General features: G+C 42.3%; 16 protein-coding genes. 8 read left to right on the top strand and 8 right to left on the bottom strand.

All coding sequences use genetic code 11. The features are described from left to right. Window positions 1-99: 99 nt before the first annotated feature. From J8Z25_RS12030 to fucP, 4 genes are all read right to left on the bottom strand, one after another. The gene (locus tag J8Z25_RS12030) at window positions 100-870 is read right to left on the bottom strand and encodes a substrate-binding periplasmic protein (protein ID WP_167658029.1); all 771 of its coding nucleotides are present in this window, start codon (window positions 868-870) and stop codon (window positions 100-102) included. Between the two features lie 84 nt (window positions 871-954). Then, a complete protein-coding gene (locus J8Z25_RS12025) occupies window positions 955-1335 on the bottom strand; it encodes a hypothetical protein (RefSeq protein WP_167658028.1) in 381 nt (126 codons plus the stop codon). Next, on the bottom strand, window positions 1335-1706 hold the full coding sequence (locus J8Z25_RS12020; protein ID WP_175580399.1) for a hypothetical protein: 372 nt from the start codon (window positions 1704-1706) through the stop codon (window positions 1335-1337). The genes J8Z25_RS12025 and J8Z25_RS12020 overlap by 1 nt, the downstream gene beginning before the upstream one ends. 59 nt (window positions 1707-1765) lie before the next feature. Then, a complete protein-coding gene (fucP, locus tag J8Z25_RS12015; RefSeq protein WP_130050926.1) occupies window positions 1766-3079 on the bottom strand; it encodes an L-fucose:H+ symporter permease in 1314 nt (437 codons plus the stop codon). A 154-nt stretch (window positions 3080-3233) separates the two neighbouring features. Here fucP and J8Z25_RS12010 point away from each other — a divergent pair, with 154 nt between their 5' ends. Continuing rightward, window positions 3234-4364 (top strand): ROK family transcriptional regulator, encoded by a 1131-nt coding sequence (locus J8Z25_RS12010; protein ID WP_250661106.1) that lies wholly within the window; start codon window positions 3234-3236, stop codon window positions 4362-4364. A 33-nt stretch (window positions 4365-4397) separates the two neighbouring features. Here J8Z25_RS12010 and J8Z25_RS12005 read toward each other — a convergent pair whose 3' ends face one another. Together J8Z25_RS12005 and J8Z25_RS12000 are read right to left on the bottom strand one after the other, a co-directional pair. Beyond that, a complete protein-coding gene (locus J8Z25_RS12005; protein ID WP_130050928.1) occupies window positions 4398-6437 on the bottom strand; it encodes a S9 family peptidase in 2040 nt (679 codons plus the stop codon). 141 nt (window positions 6438-6578) lie between these two features. Then, window positions 6579-7811: a TMEM143 family protein gene (locus J8Z25_RS12000; RefSeq protein ID WP_250661105.1), complete on the bottom strand. Its 1233-nt coding sequence runs from the start codon at window positions 7809-7811 to the stop codon at window positions 6579-6581. Window positions 7812-8050: 239 nt separating this feature from the next. Here J8Z25_RS12000 and J8Z25_RS11995 point away from each other — a divergent pair, with 239 nt between their 5' ends. From J8Z25_RS11995 to J8Z25_RS11975, 5 genes are all read left to right on the top strand, one after another. Next, window positions 8051-8341 (top strand): hypothetical protein, encoded by a 291-nt coding sequence (locus J8Z25_RS11995; protein ID WP_250661104.1) that lies wholly within the window; start codon window positions 8051-8053, stop codon window positions 8339-8341. A gap of 65 nt (window positions 8342-8406) precedes the next feature. Next, window positions 8407-9306 (top strand): IS5 family transposase, encoded by a 900-nt coding sequence (locus tag J8Z25_RS11990; protein WP_250661049.1) that lies wholly within the window; start codon window positions 8407-8409, stop codon window positions 9304-9306. Between the two features lie 28 nt (window positions 9307-9334). Next, window positions 9335-9991 carry a GGDEF domain-containing protein gene (locus J8Z25_RS11985; RefSeq protein WP_250661103.1) on the top strand — a complete coding sequence of 219 codons (657 nt, stop codon included), beginning with the start codon at window positions 9335-9337 and terminating at the stop codon, window positions 9989-9991. Between the two features lie 59 nt (window positions 9992-10050). Continuing rightward, on the top strand, window positions 10051-10635 hold the full coding sequence (locus J8Z25_RS11980; protein WP_250661102.1) for a YqaA family protein: 585 nt from the start codon (window positions 10051-10053) through the stop codon (window positions 10633-10635). Between the two features lie 81 nt (window positions 10636-10716). Beyond that, window positions 10717-12303, top strand: a complete 1587-nt coding sequence (locus tag J8Z25_RS11975; protein WP_250661101.1) for an L-lactate permease — start codon at window positions 10717-10719, stop codon at window positions 12301-12303. A 58-nt stretch (window positions 12304-12361) separates the two neighbouring features. On the opposite strand, the gene J8Z25_RS11970 is transcribed toward J8Z25_RS11975, so the two are convergent. Both J8Z25_RS11970 and J8Z25_RS11965 read right to left on the bottom strand, forming a co-directional pair. Continuing rightward, window positions 12362-14302: a phytase gene (locus J8Z25_RS11970; protein ID WP_250661100.1), complete on the bottom strand. Its 1941-nt coding sequence runs from the start codon at window positions 14300-14302 to the stop codon at window positions 12362-12364. A gap of 58 nt (window positions 14303-14360) precedes the next feature. Continuing rightward, window positions 14361-16661 carry a TonB-dependent receptor plug domain-containing protein gene (locus J8Z25_RS11965; RefSeq protein WP_178927252.1) on the bottom strand — a complete coding sequence of 767 codons (2301 nt, stop codon included), beginning with the start codon at window positions 16659-16661 and terminating at the stop codon, window positions 14361-14363. A gap of 284 nt (window positions 16662-16945) precedes the next feature. On the opposite strand from J8Z25_RS11965, the gene J8Z25_RS11960 reads away from it, so the two are divergent. Next, window positions 16946-17863: a GGDEF domain-containing protein gene (locus tag J8Z25_RS11960; protein WP_250661099.1), complete on the top strand. Its 918-nt coding sequence runs from the start codon at window positions 16946-16948 to the stop codon at window positions 17861-17863. After that, window positions 17847-18845 carry a helix-turn-helix transcriptional regulator gene (locus J8Z25_RS11955; protein WP_250661098.1) on the top strand — a complete coding sequence of 333 codons (999 nt, stop codon included), beginning with the start codon at window positions 17847-17849 and terminating at the stop codon, window positions 18843-18845. The genes J8Z25_RS11960 and J8Z25_RS11955 overlap by 17 nt, the downstream gene beginning before the upstream one ends. The last annotated feature ends 17 nt before the right edge of the window (window positions 18846-18862 follow it).

Raw genomic sequence — 18862 nt, 5'->3', positions numbered from 1 at the left:
TGGAAAGATAGCTGGTGTTATTGAAATTTAGCTACAAAATCAATCAACTTTCGGGAAGATATGCTTATTCTCGAATTAAAAAATGATTTCAAATTTGCGTTATTTAGGGGCTGTGGGTAGAGGGAGCTGCCACTTTTCTAAAATGGCTTGGTATTGACCTGTTTCTTTAAGTGTCGAAAGTGCAATGCTTAACCTCATTGCCGTTTCAGGATTTAAATTCAAGTTTGCAGCTAAATAAAGCTCTGAAGGAAAGTCATCTAAGTGAAGGCTTTTATGAATTTTTTTAGCTTCTACATTTGATAAAACAAGTTCATTTTGCAGGGTGAGTGTATTGGTTAGTACAAAATCGATTCGTTCTTTTTCAAGCATCTGCCACAGCTGATGATAATGACTTACTAACACTAAGTTTTTATCTTCACTAAATCCTGCTTGCTTTAAATAATGTTCGCTGGAATAACCACGTATAGTCGCAACGCGGTATTTCTCAGCTTGTTTTAGGCTTTTTACTTCATGGTTTTGACTTTGAGAAGCCAGATCAACTAAATAAGCATCAGAGAAATACGTTTGCCCCAGCCATTTAAATTTAGCTTCACGAGCTGGGTTTTTTAAAAGCGAGATCATTAGTATGTTTGGATTGTTTTCAAGCTCATGAAAAGCCCGAGCCATCGGCATTATTCTAAACTCACCCGCTAGATCGGCCTGCGCTAAAGTAGCTTCAATAACTTCTATAAGTGCGCCATCTGCTTCGCCTTGCTGATTAATAAAGTGGTATGGAGGCAAGTCTTCAGCAATAAAGGTCAAATTATCCGCAGCAGTTGCACAACTGATGCACAGAAGCATGATAGCAATCAGTAATGAGCGAAACGGCATAAATATCCATTATTTATAAATAAACAATTAACATACTAATAAATCTTAATGCAAAGGTATAGGCTTTTAAAAGGCCTGGAATATTTAATTGCTTTTCTTACTGCGTGGTGCGCCCATTAAAATGCCCATGTGGCAAATACAGACCGATAAAAAGGCACTCAAGCCTAGTGCACCACCATAGCCATCCAATAGAGGGACTAAGTATTCAAATAAGATAGAAAATAGTAAAGAAGAAATAGTTAACGTGAAGAATCCAAAGCGCTTTGGTGCGCTCATACCAATAAACGTCCCGCCAAAAAATACCACAGAGTAAAGCGCTAAATTTACTGGTAATAAGCTCAAAATGCCATAAGCAATAATGCTTGAGGCAGCAGATGCTCGAATGGCATCAAAGCGATTATGATGTGCTATTAGGTAGGTAGATAATGCACCTGCTAAAGCGGTTAGTGCTATAAATATATCCACTATAAGACTCCTTTAGCCATCATAAACAGAGCAACACTGGCAAAGGCAACACTACCAAGGCGACCACCAAAACCTGCAAATAGATTCATAGTTAGCATATAAAGACAGGCACCGATCAAAGAAATAAAACTTAGTTCCCAGTAACTATCAATTAAACTTGATGAGCACATGCCGGCAAAGCTTCCTGCGTAAATAGCTGCATAAGGGTGATTTCCAAAACGAGCCGGGAAAGGAATAAATGTGCCAACTAAACCGGTAACAGCGGCAGATAAAACAAGGGCAACATTGGCTTGGTCATGAAGCAAAAAGCAGGCAAAACAGCCAACAGAAAAGGCCAAAAATTTGACCAAGAAAAATGTAATATGTGCCATTAATTGATGATACACCTCGCTTAAGTAGGTAAACGAGGTGCATTATCTCATTGATGCGTTTAGTCCTGCAACTGCCCTGCGTGGAGTTTTATATCAGTTTGCTTAACGAAGTGAGCTGCTACTTTGCTGTGGTGACCATATAAAGCTACAACCAAAAAGCAAATGAGCGGAACAACAAATGACACAGCAGTGTTAAATGCATCGATAGTTGCGGCTTGGATCAGGGGTAAAAATGCTCCTCCTAAAATCGCCATAACTAAGCCTGCCGCGCCGACCTTTGCATCATCGCCTAAACCCTCAAGTGCCGTCCCGTAAATAGTTGGAAACATCAAAGAGAGACAACTTGAAATAGCAACGAGTGCTATCACACCAGCTAAATTAACTTGGGTTGCAACAACAAAACAAAGTACGGCTGCTCCTAAGGCCATAAAACGGAGCAATTTAGCCGCGTTTATAAAGCGCATTAGCCAAGTCATAACGAAGCGTGACACTAAAAACACCAACATAGAATACTGTAAGACTTGGCCGCCCGTAACTTCAGTTGTGTTAAGAGCTTCCATCGTATAGCCGATGGTGTAAGTCCACACACAAGTTTGGGCTCCAACATTAAAAAACTGTGCTAGCACACCAAATCGATAATGCTTATTTTGGTACAAATGTTGAAAGGTTTTTTTAAGCTTTCGAGCTGGTGTTGCCGCTTTTGCTACTGTTGCAGGCGATCGGCTACAAAAGATACATAGCCACAGCAAGATTAAACAACACGCCATACCGACATACGGCACCATTACGGCATTAAGTTCAGCACTCACAACTGTTTTTAATTGCGCCTCACTCATTAGGGCGCGGCCAGCACTATCTGCTTGATTTAAGTTTGGCAAGATTAAAGTAGCCGCCAAAAACACACCTATATTAGTACCTACAGGATTGAAGGCTTGGGCTAGGTTGAGCCTGCGAGTTGCTGTTTGTTCGCATCCAAGCTGCATAACATAAGGATTTGCAGAGGTTTCTAAAATAGACAAACCGCCCGCAAGAATAAACAAGGCTAATAAAAAGTGACTATAGAGCATGGTTTGGCTGGCGGGATAAAACAGTAATGCTCCACATGCGGCCATGGCTAAACCAACTAGCAACCCAGTTTTGTAATTAAACCGCCTGTTAATCATTGCAGCGGGTAAAGCCAAGCAAAAGTAAGCGCCATAATAACTAAATTGCACTAAGGCAGATTGCAGCGCACTCATCGAAAATGTTTTGCTAAAAACTTTAACTAATGGGTCTGTCATATTGGCTGCAGTGCCCCAAGCTGCAAAGCAAATTGTAAGTAGAATAAAAGGCCAAAGCATTTGGCGCGATACAATAGCGGACTGTGTTTGCATAGCTCACCAGTTTAATGTGTTCATATTGTTGTAAGCGACAGTATTCACGACTATAAATAATAAATCAACTAGGTTGATTTATTATTTATAGTGGCAGATAGTATGACAAACAGGTCTAATAGGCCGCTCATGAGACTTTACTATGAAGGATGTTATGAATCGCAGTCTAAACCCAACAGTGAGAAGCTGTAACGAACGTGCCATCTTAAGCTTAATTAGGCAGCATGAAAGTATGCCTAAAGCGCAAATAGCTAAGGCGCTATCTTTATCTGCTCAAGCTGCGATGGTAAATATTAATAAGCTAGAAGAAGACAACTTATTACTGCGAGGAGCACCTTTAAAGGGACGAGTAGGGCAGCCTAGCGTGCCGTTTAGACTCAACCCAGATGGCGCATTTAGTTTTGGTTTGAAAATTGGTCGACGACGCTTCGACCTGATACTCGTTGACTTACAAAGCACGCAAAGAGCATCGGTATCTGTTGAGGTGAATGAAGCATCGGTTGATGAGCTTAAATCATTCTTAGAAACACATATCCCACAATTAAAAACTCAACTAGAGCCTGAATTAAGGGCGCGTGTGTGTGGTTTAGGTGTCGCAATGCCATTTGATATTTGGCAGTGGCAGGCGTCGATGGAAAGCTGCAAAAGTTCGTTGTCGCAATGGCAGAATTTCGACTTAAAAACCTATTTAGAAAGCCAGTTTGGATTACCTGCTTTTATTAGTAACGACAATAATGCGGCTTGCTGTGCTGAGTTAAGCTTTGGCAACCCCAAAAATTACAATGATTTTTTGTATGTTTATCTAGGCGCTTTTTTAGGTGGCGCAGTGGTTATTAATAACCAAGTTCTGGAGGGAAAAAGTGGCAATGCTGGTGCCATTGGTTCGATGCTTAACACTGAAAGAGAGCAATTGCTTAGCCAGTGTTCACTATTGACGCTACAGACGTTATTTGATCAACGACAGCTAAATATATCGGTCTATGAACTAACAGAAAGTCAATTTATTGCTCATAAAGCGCTTATTAGCCCTTGGCTAGAGCAGGCTGCGAAGGCAATAAGCCTAGCAATGCATAACAGTTTGAGCTTGTTAGATATGCAAGCGGTGATTATTGATTCGCCACTGCCAAGTAAGGCTTTACAGCTGCTCAAACAGCTATCTGTTGAAGCATTTACAAAGTTAGATAGTCGGGGGTTGCGCTCGTGTGAAGTGAGTTTAGGTATTTGTGGAGAAAAAGCGCAGTCGATAGGTTCTGCTCAACTCGCGCTTAGTCGTCATTATTTTTAAACAGGAGTGAGCAGCTCACTCCTGTTTAAATTATTACTTCTGATATTGTTTGAACCACGCAAGCGTGTATTCAATTTTAGAAATCATGCGTGATGGACGACCTGCAATACCATGTGGCGAGCCTGGTACACGAATAAGTACGGTATCTACTTTTTGCAGTTTTAGTGCTTGGTAGAATTGCTCTGATTCTGAAATTGGCGTACGGCGGTCTTCTTCACCTGTCATGATCAATGATGGCGTGGTTACGTTACCTACTAATGAAAGCGGCGAACGTTTCCAGTAATGCTCAACATTATCCCAAGGCATGCCAGGGAACTGGTTACGAATTTGACCAATGTAGCTGTCAGCTGAAAGAGTTTTACTTAACCAGTTGATCACCGGTTTGGTAATCGCAGCCGCGTTGAAGCGGTTTGTTAAACCAACAGCATAAGCCGTTGCAATACCACCTGCTGAGCCACCAGCAATAAATAAGTTATCTTTGTCGATAAAGCCTTTAGCAATCATCGCATCAACCGCAGAGTTATGATCGGCAAAGTCCTCTTCAGAGCTGTATTTACCGTCTAGCAGTAATGCAAAGTCTTTACCGTAACTTGTTGAACCACGGTAATTAACATACACAACCACGTAACCTTCAGCGGCATAACGTTGTAATTCAGCAGTAAAGCTTGGGCCATAGGCCAGGTGTGGGCCGCCGTGAATTTCAACCATTAATGGATATTGCTTGCTTTCATCAAAATCAGGTGGTGTGATGTACCAACCTTGAATTGCTTGGCCATCGAACTGCGATTTAACATTCAGCTCGTGCACTTTACCAAGCTTTTTATGACCTAACACATCTTCGTTTAATGAAGTGAGCGTTTTCTTTTTACCTTTGTAAAGGTAGCCTAAATCAGCTGGGCGGTATTCACTGCCAGTAGTGTAAGCAATGGCACCATTATTGGCCATGCTGAAACTACCACTGATATACGGACGACCAATTGAAGTGCCCGACACGGTATCAGTTAAATCAGTTACCTTACCGCGGCTGTTTACTTTAGCGAGCTTACGCTTACCAAAATCATCGTACTGAATAACAAAGTCGCCATCGCCTGACCACTTATAATCAGCAACTGAACGGTCTAATTTTTCAGTAATATGCTTGATTGATTTATCATCTAAATCGAGCATAGATAGTGTTGAGTTAATATAAGGCACAGGCGCGTTGTCACGGGCAACAAAGGCAAGTTCATCACCGTCTTTAGCGTAACGAGGCTTAGTTTCACGGCCAGGCAAATTAGTTAGCTGCGTAAGCTCACCTGATTTTACATTAATTTCATAAAGGTCTGACTCAGTTGTGCGGTACTCCCACTCATCATTGCGATCAGCAGAAAAAGCCAGTTTTGTGTTACTTGGATCCCATGCTAGTGGGCCATAATGCTGATAATCACCCGATGTTAACTGACGCGGTGTGCCACCCGAAACCGGAATAACAAAAACGTGACGATATGAAGGCTCTAAAAAGCCAGCGCCATCAGCTTGATAGCGTGCCTTTTCAAAAACTCTAACAGGTTTTGACCACTCGGCACCTTTTGGTTTCTTCGGTAGTTTTACTGATTTAGCGAACGCAGATTTACCTTCAGGAATGCTCATAGTGAAAGCAATTTGCTCAGAGTCATTCGACCAGGTTAAGTTACGTACTGATTTTGGCAGTTGCGTTAGTAATGCTTGTTTGTCTTGCGCTAACCAATAAACGTGAAGTTGATTTGAGCCGCTTGAGTTACTGGTAAAAGCAATTTTCTTGCTATCTGGAGACCAAGTAGGTTGGCTATAGTTATGCTCATCAGAGAAAAGCGGTGTGTGTTGGCCAGATTTTATATCGTACAGCCAAAAGCTACGCTTGTTGCCATCTTTCATGATGTCGTAGCCGCTGCGCACATAAACGATTTTTTTACCGTCTGGACTTATTTGTGGGTCACCTGCGTATTCAAGTTGAAAAATATCTTCTGAGACAAACTTGTCGTTAGCATATACCTGAGCCGTGGTTGCTGCGCATAGCAAACTGGCTCCAATGAGGATTGTTTTTTTTAATTGCATGGAATGGTCTTTTTTTAGCCGTAAAATTTTATCCTAAAAGCAGAGCATTCTGTGCGCAAGCACATTGAGATAAAGTTGCATTTACCCCAGTTGAATTAACGCAAAGTCTATTTGTGCGTGCTAGTAGCTGATTTTAAAGGCTTAGGAAAACTTAAAATAGTCATCCCAACGCGTATCTAAGCGCTGTTTGGCCTTATCTAAATCAACTGCTGTATAAACGTCATCTTGCTGATTAACCAGCTCAAGCTTTACGAGCTTGTTTAAGGCATCATCAATTTCGAAATCGAGTTGGCAATTATGTTGTTCGTTGAACCACTGCTCAATTCTCTTATCTAATTGTTCTGCGCTCATTGCTGTGTTGGCTTTTAATAAAAAGGTGTAGGCAAGCAGAGCTTCTTTAACATCCTCTTCTTCAGCTGCGTCGACAAGGGTATGAAAAACACCAGCATTGTTATCCAAGTTTTTAAAATATAAGTTGTCGGCCAGTGCTTTCATAAAGCGAATTTTACGGTTTTTAAATTTACTCCACTCTTTAAAGATAAAGCTGCCAAACACTCCCATGCCGATTGCAAAGGTTATAAAGTGCTGCTGACTCATGTGCACTTCTTCACTACGCCAACCACCCCAAAAAGCAATCATAGCAATAAGAAGTAGAATTGAGGCGCCTAATTTTGTTACTAAAACTACAGCACCACCTATTAGTGCTGATGAGCCAATAATGAGTTTATCTATAGGGCGCATTTTTACTTCACTATTGGGAAACAGCATTTCTAAATCGGCTTTTGGTACATTCTGGAATAGTTTGACGATAGTTGAGTTTGGCTCAAAGCCTAGCGGCATTTTGCCTTTTTTTAAAAAATACTGCTCGTCTTTAAAGCGGATGAATACGGCAACGCGGTCGTAGTTAGTAAACTGAATTTGCTTTTTCTTAAGCCCCCAGAAGCTTCGCACAGTCTCGGTTTTTTGCGATTCGCCACGACGGTAAAATACCACTTCAGCAAAATCATCAAACTCAACGGCCAAACGTACTTTAAATAATGACTCTTCATTAAGCGCGTCTTGTAAGTCTTGATTGGTAATGGTTTCAAAGTTGGCAGCATTGAGTACCGTGGCAAAATCTTTTGCAAACGCAGATTGATAGCAGGCACGTTGCTCGTTGGTAATCGGTTTTAGTGTGCGGGTGTCACTATTTGGGTCAAATGGCGCGTAGTTATCTTTTAATGATTCCAACAGCTCGTGATATTGATAATGTGTCACGCTTTGTAGTAATACACAAAACTCTATAAATGACGCTTTCTGCTGTTCGCCTAAGTAGACTTGGCAAAGATTAATAATGTCGTGTTTTCGAAAAGGAATAAATCGTGTGTTAGTCATTATGCTAGTAAATGTATTAAACAGAATCCGCATAGATGATAAAAAAATGATGCCAGAAATGCGATATTTATCAGAAAATAGCGTAAATGTAGAACTTTTTACTGAGCAAAAGGGGTTGTTTTTAGGCTGAGTTCTTCAGTCAAAATGCTGGTTTTTGAAATTCACAGGCGCTTTGTCATGTACTTTTAAACACGCTTTGCTAATGTTGGTTCAATTGCAGTAAGTTGTCGTGATCTCTTATGAGTAAACAACCCCCAACAGTCAAAGTGAAAGCTGAGTTAAGTTCAGTACCGCTAGTTATAAAGCAGTTATTTATCAGCGTGTTTATTATGTCATTACTAATGATTGTGGTGATATACCTCTACCATTTTTATCGATTAGAAAATGATATCTACCTCAATGGCGTATTAACAGATGCGATTAATTTACTGATCCTCATATGTATGTTCGCTTTTGTACAAACATCGGTAGTTGCAAAAAGAAGCTATATATTTTTAAGTATTGGTATTTTTTTGGGCGTTGTTTCCTAAAAGTTTGAACTATCTTGCCAGCCTGTGATCAGATCATCTATATCCTACTAGCCCGTGCAACAACAATGAGCAAAATCACAAACTGGTCTCACTATAATCAAGCCCTCGTTAACCGCGGTAATATTCGCTTCTGGTTTGACGAAAAAGCAACGCGTCATTGGTATAACGAATGTACTCACGGTGGGCGTGGCCGCTCTAATCATTTCTCTGATCTTGCTATTGAAACTTGCTTAACACTCAAAGCTGTCTTTGGCTTGTCGTTCAGGGCACTACAAGGGTTCACACAATCGGTATTATCTTTGATGAAGCTTCCGCTTGAAGCCCCAACCTACAGTTGTCTGTGTAAGCGCAGTGCTGAGTTGAATATTAAATTTCGCAGTAAAGTCCGCACCACTGGATTTGTAGATATTGTAGTTGATAGCACAGGACTTAAGGTGTTTGGCGAAGGTGAATGGCATGCACAGAAGCACCACGTAAAGGCAAGAAAAAAGTGGCGAAAACTGCACCTTGCGGTGGATGCCAACACGCATGATATTGTGGGGGCGCAAATGACGCTCAGTAACGTCACCGACGGCGAGACCCTCCAAGATTTGATAAGACCATTACGCCGGCGTATAGATAGAGTGAGCGCTGATGGTGCTTATGATAGCCGCCGCTGCTATGCAGAAATTACTGAAAAAGGCGCGATACCTGCTATCCCGCCGAGAGAGAATGCACGGCTGTGGACTGATAAGCATCCACGCAATGAGGCTGTCATGTTGTGCAATAAGTTAGGAATCGCACAATGGAAAAAGCTCAGTGGATATCATGTGCGCTCATTAGCAGAAACAGCGATGTACCGTTTTAAACAGTTGATGGGGGCTAAGCTAAATGCGCGTGATTACAATCGCCAGCTGGTTGAAGCGATGATCAAAGTGAAGGCGCTAAATAAGATCAACACCCTTGGTCTGCCTAAATATCAGTAAGTTAAGTGAGTTTGTTAGAGAGCTGTATTTGATCAACAAGGCCATTTTTTTGTGGAGTGTTGGGCTGACTTTTGACTTTCTTGATGAGCTAGTGTTCCAACCTATCTGGGTTGGGATTTATATTGAAGATATTAGTCGAACGATTGGTATGTTGGTCACTGGTTTTGGTTTGTTTTTAGTATTGTCAGATTTAGCAAAAACTCGTGAACAGTTAGAGGAAGAGCTTAAAACCGATGTGCTTACTAAGGCTTATAACCGCCGATATTTTTATCACTATGTACAACAGAATCAAGACCGACCATTTAGTATTGTGATTGTAGATATTGATCATTTTAAAGCGATAAATGATGAGTACGGCCATGATGTGGGTGATCAGGTACTGGTTGATTTTGTGCTGCAGTGCCACAAGGCATTAGAGCAAACTATTTTATTTGCACGTATAGGTGGAGAAGAGTTTGCTTTATACGTACCAACTGATGATCGCGTAATATTGAGCCAGACCTGTCAACAACTGCTATGTATGGCAAGTAACGTTTTGGTTACTCCTAGTAAAACGCTCAGCGTAAGTGTGGGGTCAGCAATTAAACGTACTACAGAAACGTTTAGCAATACTATGAAGCGTGCCGATCAGGCGCTTTATTTGGCTAAAAACCAAGGTCGTAGCCGCTATATTCATAATCCGTAAGGTACGGTTAAGGGTTTTTGTTGTAATCTAAAACGCAACAAAAAAATTAAGGATGAATAATGGCGATTGCTAAAAAGCTTAAGCAAAAAACACGGCAGTTTATCGACTCAAAACATATGCTTAAATCGATTACGGTGGCATCATTTTTAGAGTCAACCATAGTGCCAATACCTCTTGAAGCTGTACTTGTTCCGTTAATGCAAGCCCGTCGTGAAAAGCTTTGGTTAATTGCATTAATGGCGACGATTGGCTGTATTGTCGGCGCTATTTTTGGTTATGCCCTCGGCTATTATCTATTTGATGTGGTTGGGGATTGGGTTATTAATACCTTCTCAAACCCAGAGCAATTTGAGCAAGTTAAACAAAAAATGCAAGCACAAGGCTTTTGGTTTGTATTGACGCTCGGCATTGTGCCCATCCCATTTCAAATTGCCATGCTTGCCGCTGGAGCAACTAAGTATTCAATTTTTCTATTTTTACTGGCAACGGTTATTGCTCGTTCAATCCGCTACTTTGCCCTTGCTGCGGTTGTGTATTACGCGGGTAATCAGGCTGAGCGAATTATTCAAAAGCACAAAACCAAAGCGTTAGTCGCTATTTCTGTGTTAGTACTGTTACTTTGGTGGCTCAGTACATTCATTTAACAAATAAAAAATACTGATTATGATTATCCTGTCTATACTTTGAATTAAGGAAAGCGCTTAATAAAAACAACAGGATAACCCATGAATACCCTAGTGGCTGCACTACCTATTTTGGTGCTGATCTGGATGATGGTAAAACGCAGCCCCATCGCTTCTTATATTGCCTTACCAATAACGGCGCTACTCGCTGCTTTACTGCAACTGTTTTACTTTCAAGCTGATTTACGGCTATTGCTTGCAAATTCGTTTGCCGGTGTATTGTCTGTCATAACGCCTATTTCGATTATTGCTGGGGCTATTTTACTTAATCGCATGTTGGCAATATCTGGAGCCGAAACCACGATTAAACATTGGCTCGAATCTATTAGCAGTAATCAGGTTGCACAGTTGATGATCATAGGTTGGGCATTTGCATTTATGCTCGAAGGCGCATCGGGGTTTGGTACGCCTGCGGCCATCGCGGCGCCTATTTTGGTCGGGCTTGGTTTCTCGCCTTTTAAAGTGATTGTTTTTACTTTGATTCTAAACTCGATTCCCGTGTCTTTTGGGGCTGTTGGCACGCCTACTTGGTTTGGTTTCTCGGCGCTACAATTAGATGATGAACAAGTGCTGGCTATCTCAAAATGGACGGCGCTTTGTCATGTTATTGCTGCTTTGGTAATTCCTATGATTGCGCTGTGTCTTGTTTTACCATTAAAAAAGGTGCGTCAAAATAGCGTATTCATTTATTTAAGTGTGTTTTCATGTGTCTTACCCTATTGGTTGTTTGCCCAGTGGAATTATGAGTTTCCATCACTGATTGGCGGTGCTGTGGGGCTATTGCTCACTATCTTTTTAGCGAATAAGGGAGTGGGGTTAGATAACTCAGCTGTAAATATACAAAGCATGAAAGGCAAGGTTGAGCTCACACCAAAAGCGCTGTTTTTAGCTTTATTCCCGTTATTACTGTTAATTGTTGTGCTGGTCATAACCCGTATTCATCAGCTAGGCATTAAAGCATTGCTTAACGACGAAACACTCTGGATAAGCATGCATTTGGGCTTCGCTCAATTTGAATTAAGTAAAGCCCTAATCCTTTCATTACACGAAATATTTGGTACGTCAGTGGGGTGGTCGTATAAAACCTTATTTGTACCGGCCTTGATCCCGTTTGTATTGGTTGTGCTGATCTGTGTACCGTTACTTAAAATGAGCAAGCTACAAGTTAAACAGATGTGCACCGATACCTTAGGGCGTATTGCTCTGCCATGTATTGCCTTAATTGGGGCGCTGGTGATGGTTAATGTTTTAATGCAAGGTGGCCATAATGCGCCCATATTTTATATGGCGAGCACCTTTGCTAATGTAAGTGGTGAACATTGGGTATTATTTGCCTCATATTTGGGGGCGCTCGGGACTTTCTTTTCGGGCTCGGCAACGGTGTCTAATCTTACCTTTGGCGGTATTCAATATGGCATAGCAGAGCAAGTGGGCTTATCAGAAACTTTAGTGCTTGCGTTGCAATCAACGGGTGCGGCTATGGGGAACATGATCTGCATTAGCAATATTATTGCTGTAGCCAGTATTGTTGGAGTTAATAATCAAGAAGGGCCAGTGCTTAAGAAAACCTTTTTGCCTATGCTAATTTACGGTGCAATAGTAGGGGGCTTTAGTTATCTATTTTACTGATTAAACATGTTCAGATAAAAAAGGTGCCCAGATAAACCGAGCACCTTTACGGAGTAATTTATTGAATGGCTTTTTTTACTTCGCGCCAGTCAATAATCTTAAAGTTTTGCGGTGCCTGTGGCATACGGTTGTAACCATCTTGCACAATTAGCACCCCTTCAGGGTAGCCTGGTAGCGCAGCCGGTGTCACCGTTAGGCCATCGGTTTCTGATACGCCATCGATTGCTAACTCTAGGTTATTGCTGATTGCAAATTTACCCGCAAACTCAAGGCTAGGGGGATTGCCATCGATAATTTTATAAAGCACATAGCTGTAATCACCTTGGCTAGAAACCACTAAATAACGGGCATCTTTAGCGTGATAGATTTCCATGCCTTCTACATCATCCACCAGCATATCGTTCACGGTTTGTAGCATTACAGGTTTATTTTCTGCTGTAGGCTCAGCACCAATAAACCAAATACCTTCGTCTTCTTCACCTAAAAATAGCTGTGCGGTTTTATCATCTGCACTGCAACCTTCAGGTTGGCTCGGAACACTAAATTCGCGCACTAGTTGTGCTGATACGCTCTCATTATTACCGATTAGTTTGTATTGCTGAAACAGACCTGACTTATCATTCATAAACACATAGTTGCCTGTGTTTGATGAGTACATACACATACCGTAAATTTCTTTTAGAGTCGTTGGCAGCTCTGCAATATGTTGCACCTGATTGTGAGTATCGACGCTGTAAACACTGATGCTGTTATGAGTACGGTTACTGCCAGCAATCCAGGTATTCGTTGCGTTGTTGATACTTGCATGTTGGCGCACATCAACATTATTTAAACGGCCAGTTTCTAGCGCTTGTAGCTCTTTGCCTGCAAGGTCATACACCATTAAACCACGACGTTTATCGGTGCCTAAAATCAGGCTTTTTGCTGCATTGCTTGGGTTTACCCAAATTGCAGGATCATCGGCGGCATCACCAAAAGCACGTACTGCATCGGTTTGCGCTTGTGCATTAATGTAAGTAACAGCAGTTGTTTTAGCGCTATTTTTTAGCTTAGCTTGTCTCTGGGTTTGGCCCTCGATTTGACCTTTTACATAATGACCAGATTCATCATCGTATAACACGATGTCAGCTTGATTATTATTAAAGCGCACTGCGGCAGATTCAATTGCCAGTTCTCCAGCAAATTGCCAGCTGCTAAAACGTTTAGTATTGCTTTCGTAGCGATGTAATTGGTTATCTTCAGAAGTGGTGAACCATAAGCTGCCATCATCTGATGTGCTTAAACCGCCAACTTCAGGCGCTAAGCTGCCAAATGGCGACATCATAGCAATGGGCTTTTTATCAGCCCGAGATTCGGCATCTGCGTTAATTTGCCAAATGCCTAGCTCACCTTCACTTAGGTAAAGGGTTTTGCTGTTATCATCAACCGCGCAGCCTGATGTTTCACTTACACCGGCAAACTCGCGTAATTCAAGGTTTAATGTGCGTTTGTTTGCAATATCAAACACTAAAGTCTCGCGGATAAGGCCGCGGGCATCAGCCACAAATGCCGACACAGCTTGAGTTGTCGGGTTAGCAAATAAGCACACAGCCTCAGGTTTTGCTTTAGGTGGGCTGATACGGCTAATTTCGGTTAACTGCCATTTTGGTGCTTTTTGTAAGCTAAAAATGACTGCTTGGTCAGCTTCGTTATCGATGCTGGCAACAAGGTAACTATTTTTGTTGATTGCTTTAACAGAGAGCGCTTCGAAATTACCTTTTTGTAATGCGTGCTGTTTACCTGTGGCATCAATGAGTTGTAAGCCTTGGCTTTGTGAGCTCAATAACCAAGCGTCATCAGCAAGGGCTGCTGCTTGTGAGCCTTGCATATTTTCAGTTGTGCCAAAGGCTGTTAATTGGTTTTTACTTGGCGCCTCGGTCGCTGTTGTTTGGCTACAGGCTGCTAGGGTGCTTAGCATCACTGCACTGGCTACAAGGTTAAGTGGTTTTGTAAAATTCATGGGATCCCCAAATATAAAACAAGGCAGCAATGCGCTGCCTTAAAAACTCTTTTGTGTATTAAAATGCGTAGCGCAGCATTAACTGAATAACCGGGCCTGCTTCTTCAGACTCCAGTTCATACTCGTCAAAGTCGCGGTTGATTTGGTCATCAACGGTGTCGAACTTGTTAAAGGTTTCGTCTTTACTTGCATCTAGTAGGTTTGAACCTACTAAACGAAGCGTGACGTCTTGCCAGCGTTTTTCTACGAATACTTCAAGGTCTGCGCCGTAGTGTGTGGTTACTTCTTCACCTACGATGCGGCCATAAGCATCACCTTGTTTACGGTAAGTTGCACCGAATGAAGCGCCTAAATCAGGCAGGTCTTGAATAAAACCAACGTTAAATACGTAGTCAGATTGGTCGTTGAATTTACGGCTACCAAAGGTGTCATCTACTTCTGAATCGAGCCATGAGTAGTTAAAGAATACTCCTGTGTTTGGCATGCTAATAGCGCTTAACGGGGTTGATAAATCAAGTTCGATACCTTGAACATTGCCATCACCGGTGTTACGAGGTTGCAAAATATAAGTACCATCACCTTCTGACCCTTGCTGGCCTGTATTGGCAATTTCGATAAGGTCAGTAACATCACGGTAGAACACATTGATACCCACGACGCCGCTTTTACCTAAGCGATACTCATAACCTAAGTCCATACCCCACGATGATTCTGGTTGTAGGTCTGGGTTACCTAAAAAGTCGTTATCGCCTAGTTCTTTTTCAAGTAGAGCGGGGGTGATGTAGTCAAAATCAGGGCGACGTAAGCTACGCGCTACAGAGGCACTCACACGGCCGTTTTCTGAGACGTTGTAGCGTAAGTGTGCCGATGGCAAGAAAAAGTCATAATCGTTTTTAGCGCTCACACCTTCTGCTTTGTCAGTAATGGTTGAGTCGGTTGTTTCGTAGCGTACACCTAACTCCCACGAGAAGTCTTGGTCTTCGTGTTTCACTAGCGCAAATACGTCTAGGCGGTCTTCTTCGAGTTTATTTACACCACCAGCGGCTGCTTCAAACTCGTTATTGAAGCCTGCCAGTGACAGTGGTGTTTTGCTGAACTGATCCCAGCTTGTAAAGCTTTGTTCGCTTTCATCTTCGGCTTGATAGACGGCGGTATCTCGCTCTTTACCTTGTACAAAGGCACCGAATTGAATCGTTTTGTTCTCGCCTGCAAATAGGCTATGTTGCCATTGTAATGACCATTCTTTGTCATCAAGGTCTACAGTTTCTTCTTCTTCCTCGAACACCATAGGTAGTTCAGAAGTATCGATTTCTACTTCTTGCTCGTAAACAGACTCTTCAAAGCTTGCAAAACCAAGCTTGAATTTACTGGTGCCACCAAAAAGGGGTAACTCATAACCCGAGTTGATGTTGTAGTTGGTTTGGTCGATGAAAGATACATTGGCGTTGTCTGTTTCAAGATTACCGCCTTCAACAATCGAGTTATTGATTGCTGTTGGGTCATCATATTCGAATGAGCGCTCATCTTCAGTTCGATCGGTATCAACCCAAATTGCGCTGATATCGAACTTGCTGCCATCATCAAAGGCTATTTCGTAGCTGGCATTTAGCGAAGTATCGTCACCGTCACGAGTATCTGATTGATCTTCGCGGTTATCGAATTCTTCAGTTTTGTAATTGGCGTTATTCTCAGGGCTGTCGCCATAGCGTAAGCTTGATTTCTGTTTTGGGTTATAACGACCTTGTAAGTTAGCGCCAAGTAACAAACGGCCACCAGCAAACTCAGTGCCGTAAACACCGGCAAAGCTTTCTTTTAATTCGCCATCGTCATAACGCAGGCCACCCGCACGAAGGTAACCACCATCTAGGCTGTAACCGTCACGCAATACAATGTTTAGAGTACCGGCAATGGCATCTGCAGAGCGGTTTGCACTTGAAGCACGAATAATTTCAACACGCTCAATTAGCTCAGCAGGAATACGGTCAACAAAAAATGAGCGGTCAGCACCAGCACCAGGTACTTCTTCACCATTAATAAGGACCTTGGTGTAAGCGGGGCTTAAGCCCCGCATACGCGCGCCATCAGACTCTAAAACATCTGATAAAAACGTCACACTGGGTACACGTTTTAATGCATCACCGGCAGTAAGAGGTTCAAAGCGCTGAAAGTATTCTTGTGAGTATTCAAGCGTCGGTGCCAGCTCTTGTGAGCGGTTGCGATAACCGATTTCGCCATATACAACAAGCTCTTCAGAGACTTTTACTTTTTTCTCTTCGCTGCTTTGCTCATCTTGTGCGTAAGCGGCAAATTGACATAAGGCGAGGGCGCTAACTAACGCCTTCGTTTTAAATTGTTTCATGGGGTTGCTCCTGGTTGTCCTTGGTTTGACGAGCAAAGTACGCAGCTTAAATGACGCAAATGTGACAGAAAGTCGCTAACAGGTAGTAAAAACAAGTGATTAGAGGGTTTTAAAAACACTTTTGAGCTGCAATAACCCTATCTTTTTAAGGTAAATACAGTGCTTAAGGGGTTTAATAAGGTTTGACTGTCGTTTTGCTGTCACATCATTGAGCTAATATGACCCTGCTGCTTAAAACGCTAACGGGTTAGCATGGCAGCGTGAATTATTGTTAGGTATCTAAAATGCGATTTAACCCTTTTACTCATCATCGATTTTTAACCAATGCAGTCATTGCTCTGTTTGTGATTGCGTTTTTGCTAAGCGCGCAAGCAGGAGAATTAAAGCCTCTTGCGGATATAGCTTGGTTAGATATTTTAGGCGAGGGTGGCATTGTACTGATGACACTCACTTGGATAGCTGCACTGCTTATTTCAAGGCCGCCTGGGAAAGTAACAAGCTTTTTAGTGCTTGGGCTTGGGCTTTTTATGTTTTCAGCTTCCCTCGATTTATTTGATGAGTGGTTACATCAACCCACCAATACATGGCTCACATGGATAGAATCATTGCCTGCGCCGATTGGCATGATTTTCACAAGCCTTGGCTTGTATCAATGGCACCAAGAACAATACGTACTTAACAGGCAGTTAAAGCGCCGTGAAGCACAGCATCGCGAGCATGAATTAGTGTGCTTAATCACCGGACTTTATAAGGCTGATTATTTACAAGCGGTATTAAAAGAGCAGTTGAATGAACCACAACCGTTGCAATTGGCCGCCATTGATATTCGCGGTTTTGCTGATTTTAACGCTGAATTTGGCTTTATCGAAGGCGACCGCTTACTAGGTGAAGTGAGCGAGCTTTTATTGATGAATTGCCGTCTTACCGATGTAGTGTGCCGCTACGCGGGAGACTGCTTTATGGTGCTGATGCCAAATACCAGCGCAGTACAAGCGAAAGAACTGCTGGCGCAAATTACCTCGGCGCTGAACCATTGTGCATTTAAGGTCGAAGGCGAAAAACACGCTAAGTTTCAAGATGTAACAGCGGCCTTAGTAGGCAGTGTTCAAGGCGATACGCCACAAAGTTTAAGCTCGCGTTTACACGCTAAGTTACAACAACAAAAACAACAAAGAGTCAGCCATTGTGAAGCCGTATCTTAATCAAGATGACAAATACCTCACCGCACAGGGACTGACCACCACGCTGGTGGAGCTGGCCTTAAGCCGCGGCATTGCACTACATAAGTTACTCAGAGGCACAGGGGTGTTTGAGCAAGACTTAATGAGTGTGCAGCATCAGTTTAGTATCTCGCAGCAAGTGCGCTTATTAACGCAGTTTAAGCAATTGATGAAATCAGCCGACAGCGGCTTTTTATTAGGCAGTCAACTAGCAAACGATACCTCTGTTGCCGCCCAAGGCGTGTTACATGCAGAGCATATTGGGCAAGCTTTAAAGCAGTTACACAATTTGCGCATGCAACTGGCACCTTTGTTATTTAGTTATAGTTATGTACATAACGAGCAGTATTACATTGTGCTGCAAAACGCAGTAGGTTTGGATGATGAAATAAGCCAGTATGTTATGGAGATTTACAGCGCCGCTTTTTATCAAATCCTTAAAAAAGTGGCGGGTGAGCGGGTACCTTGTCAGTTCGAATTTGCCTACAAACGAGCCAGACATAGCCAAGAATACGAACAACATTTAGGCCTTAAAGTCGCCTTTGAAAAGCCAATAACTCGTTGGATTTTGAATAAACAAGCGCTTAGGCTTACTAACCCGGCGTTTAGTAGCTTTAGGTTTTCACAAATTAACTCGCAACTAGCGGCATTAAGTTCTGCCAACAGCACTTTTGTGGAAGCAGTAAGCCGGTTAATTTATCAAAATCCGGCCTTAAATTTAGAACAAGTAGCCAGCCAATTTGCCATGAGCCCCGCAACTTTCAAGCGTAAACTAAAAGCTCATGGCGTGCGTTTTTCTACTTTGTATGATGAGCAAAGTAAGCGTAAAGCGATTTACCTGCTTGCCATGCGTGAGCAGTGCAATGAGCAAGTCGCCATGCGCTTATCATTTTATGATATTGCTAATTTCAGACGAGCGTTTAAGCGCTGGACTGGGCTTACGCCAAGTCAATTAAAGGGGTAATTATTTTTTATTCTCTA

It is taken from the genome of Pseudoalteromonas sp. SCSIO 43101 (assembly GCF_023650775.1).
In the GTDB taxonomy this organism is placed as follows: domain Bacteria; phylum Pseudomonadota; class Gammaproteobacteria; order Enterobacterales; family Alteromonadaceae; genus Pseudoalteromonas; species Pseudoalteromonas apostichopi.
Note: the sequence above shows the minus strand (reverse complement) of the source record. Positions and strands in the feature narration are given on the sequence as shown.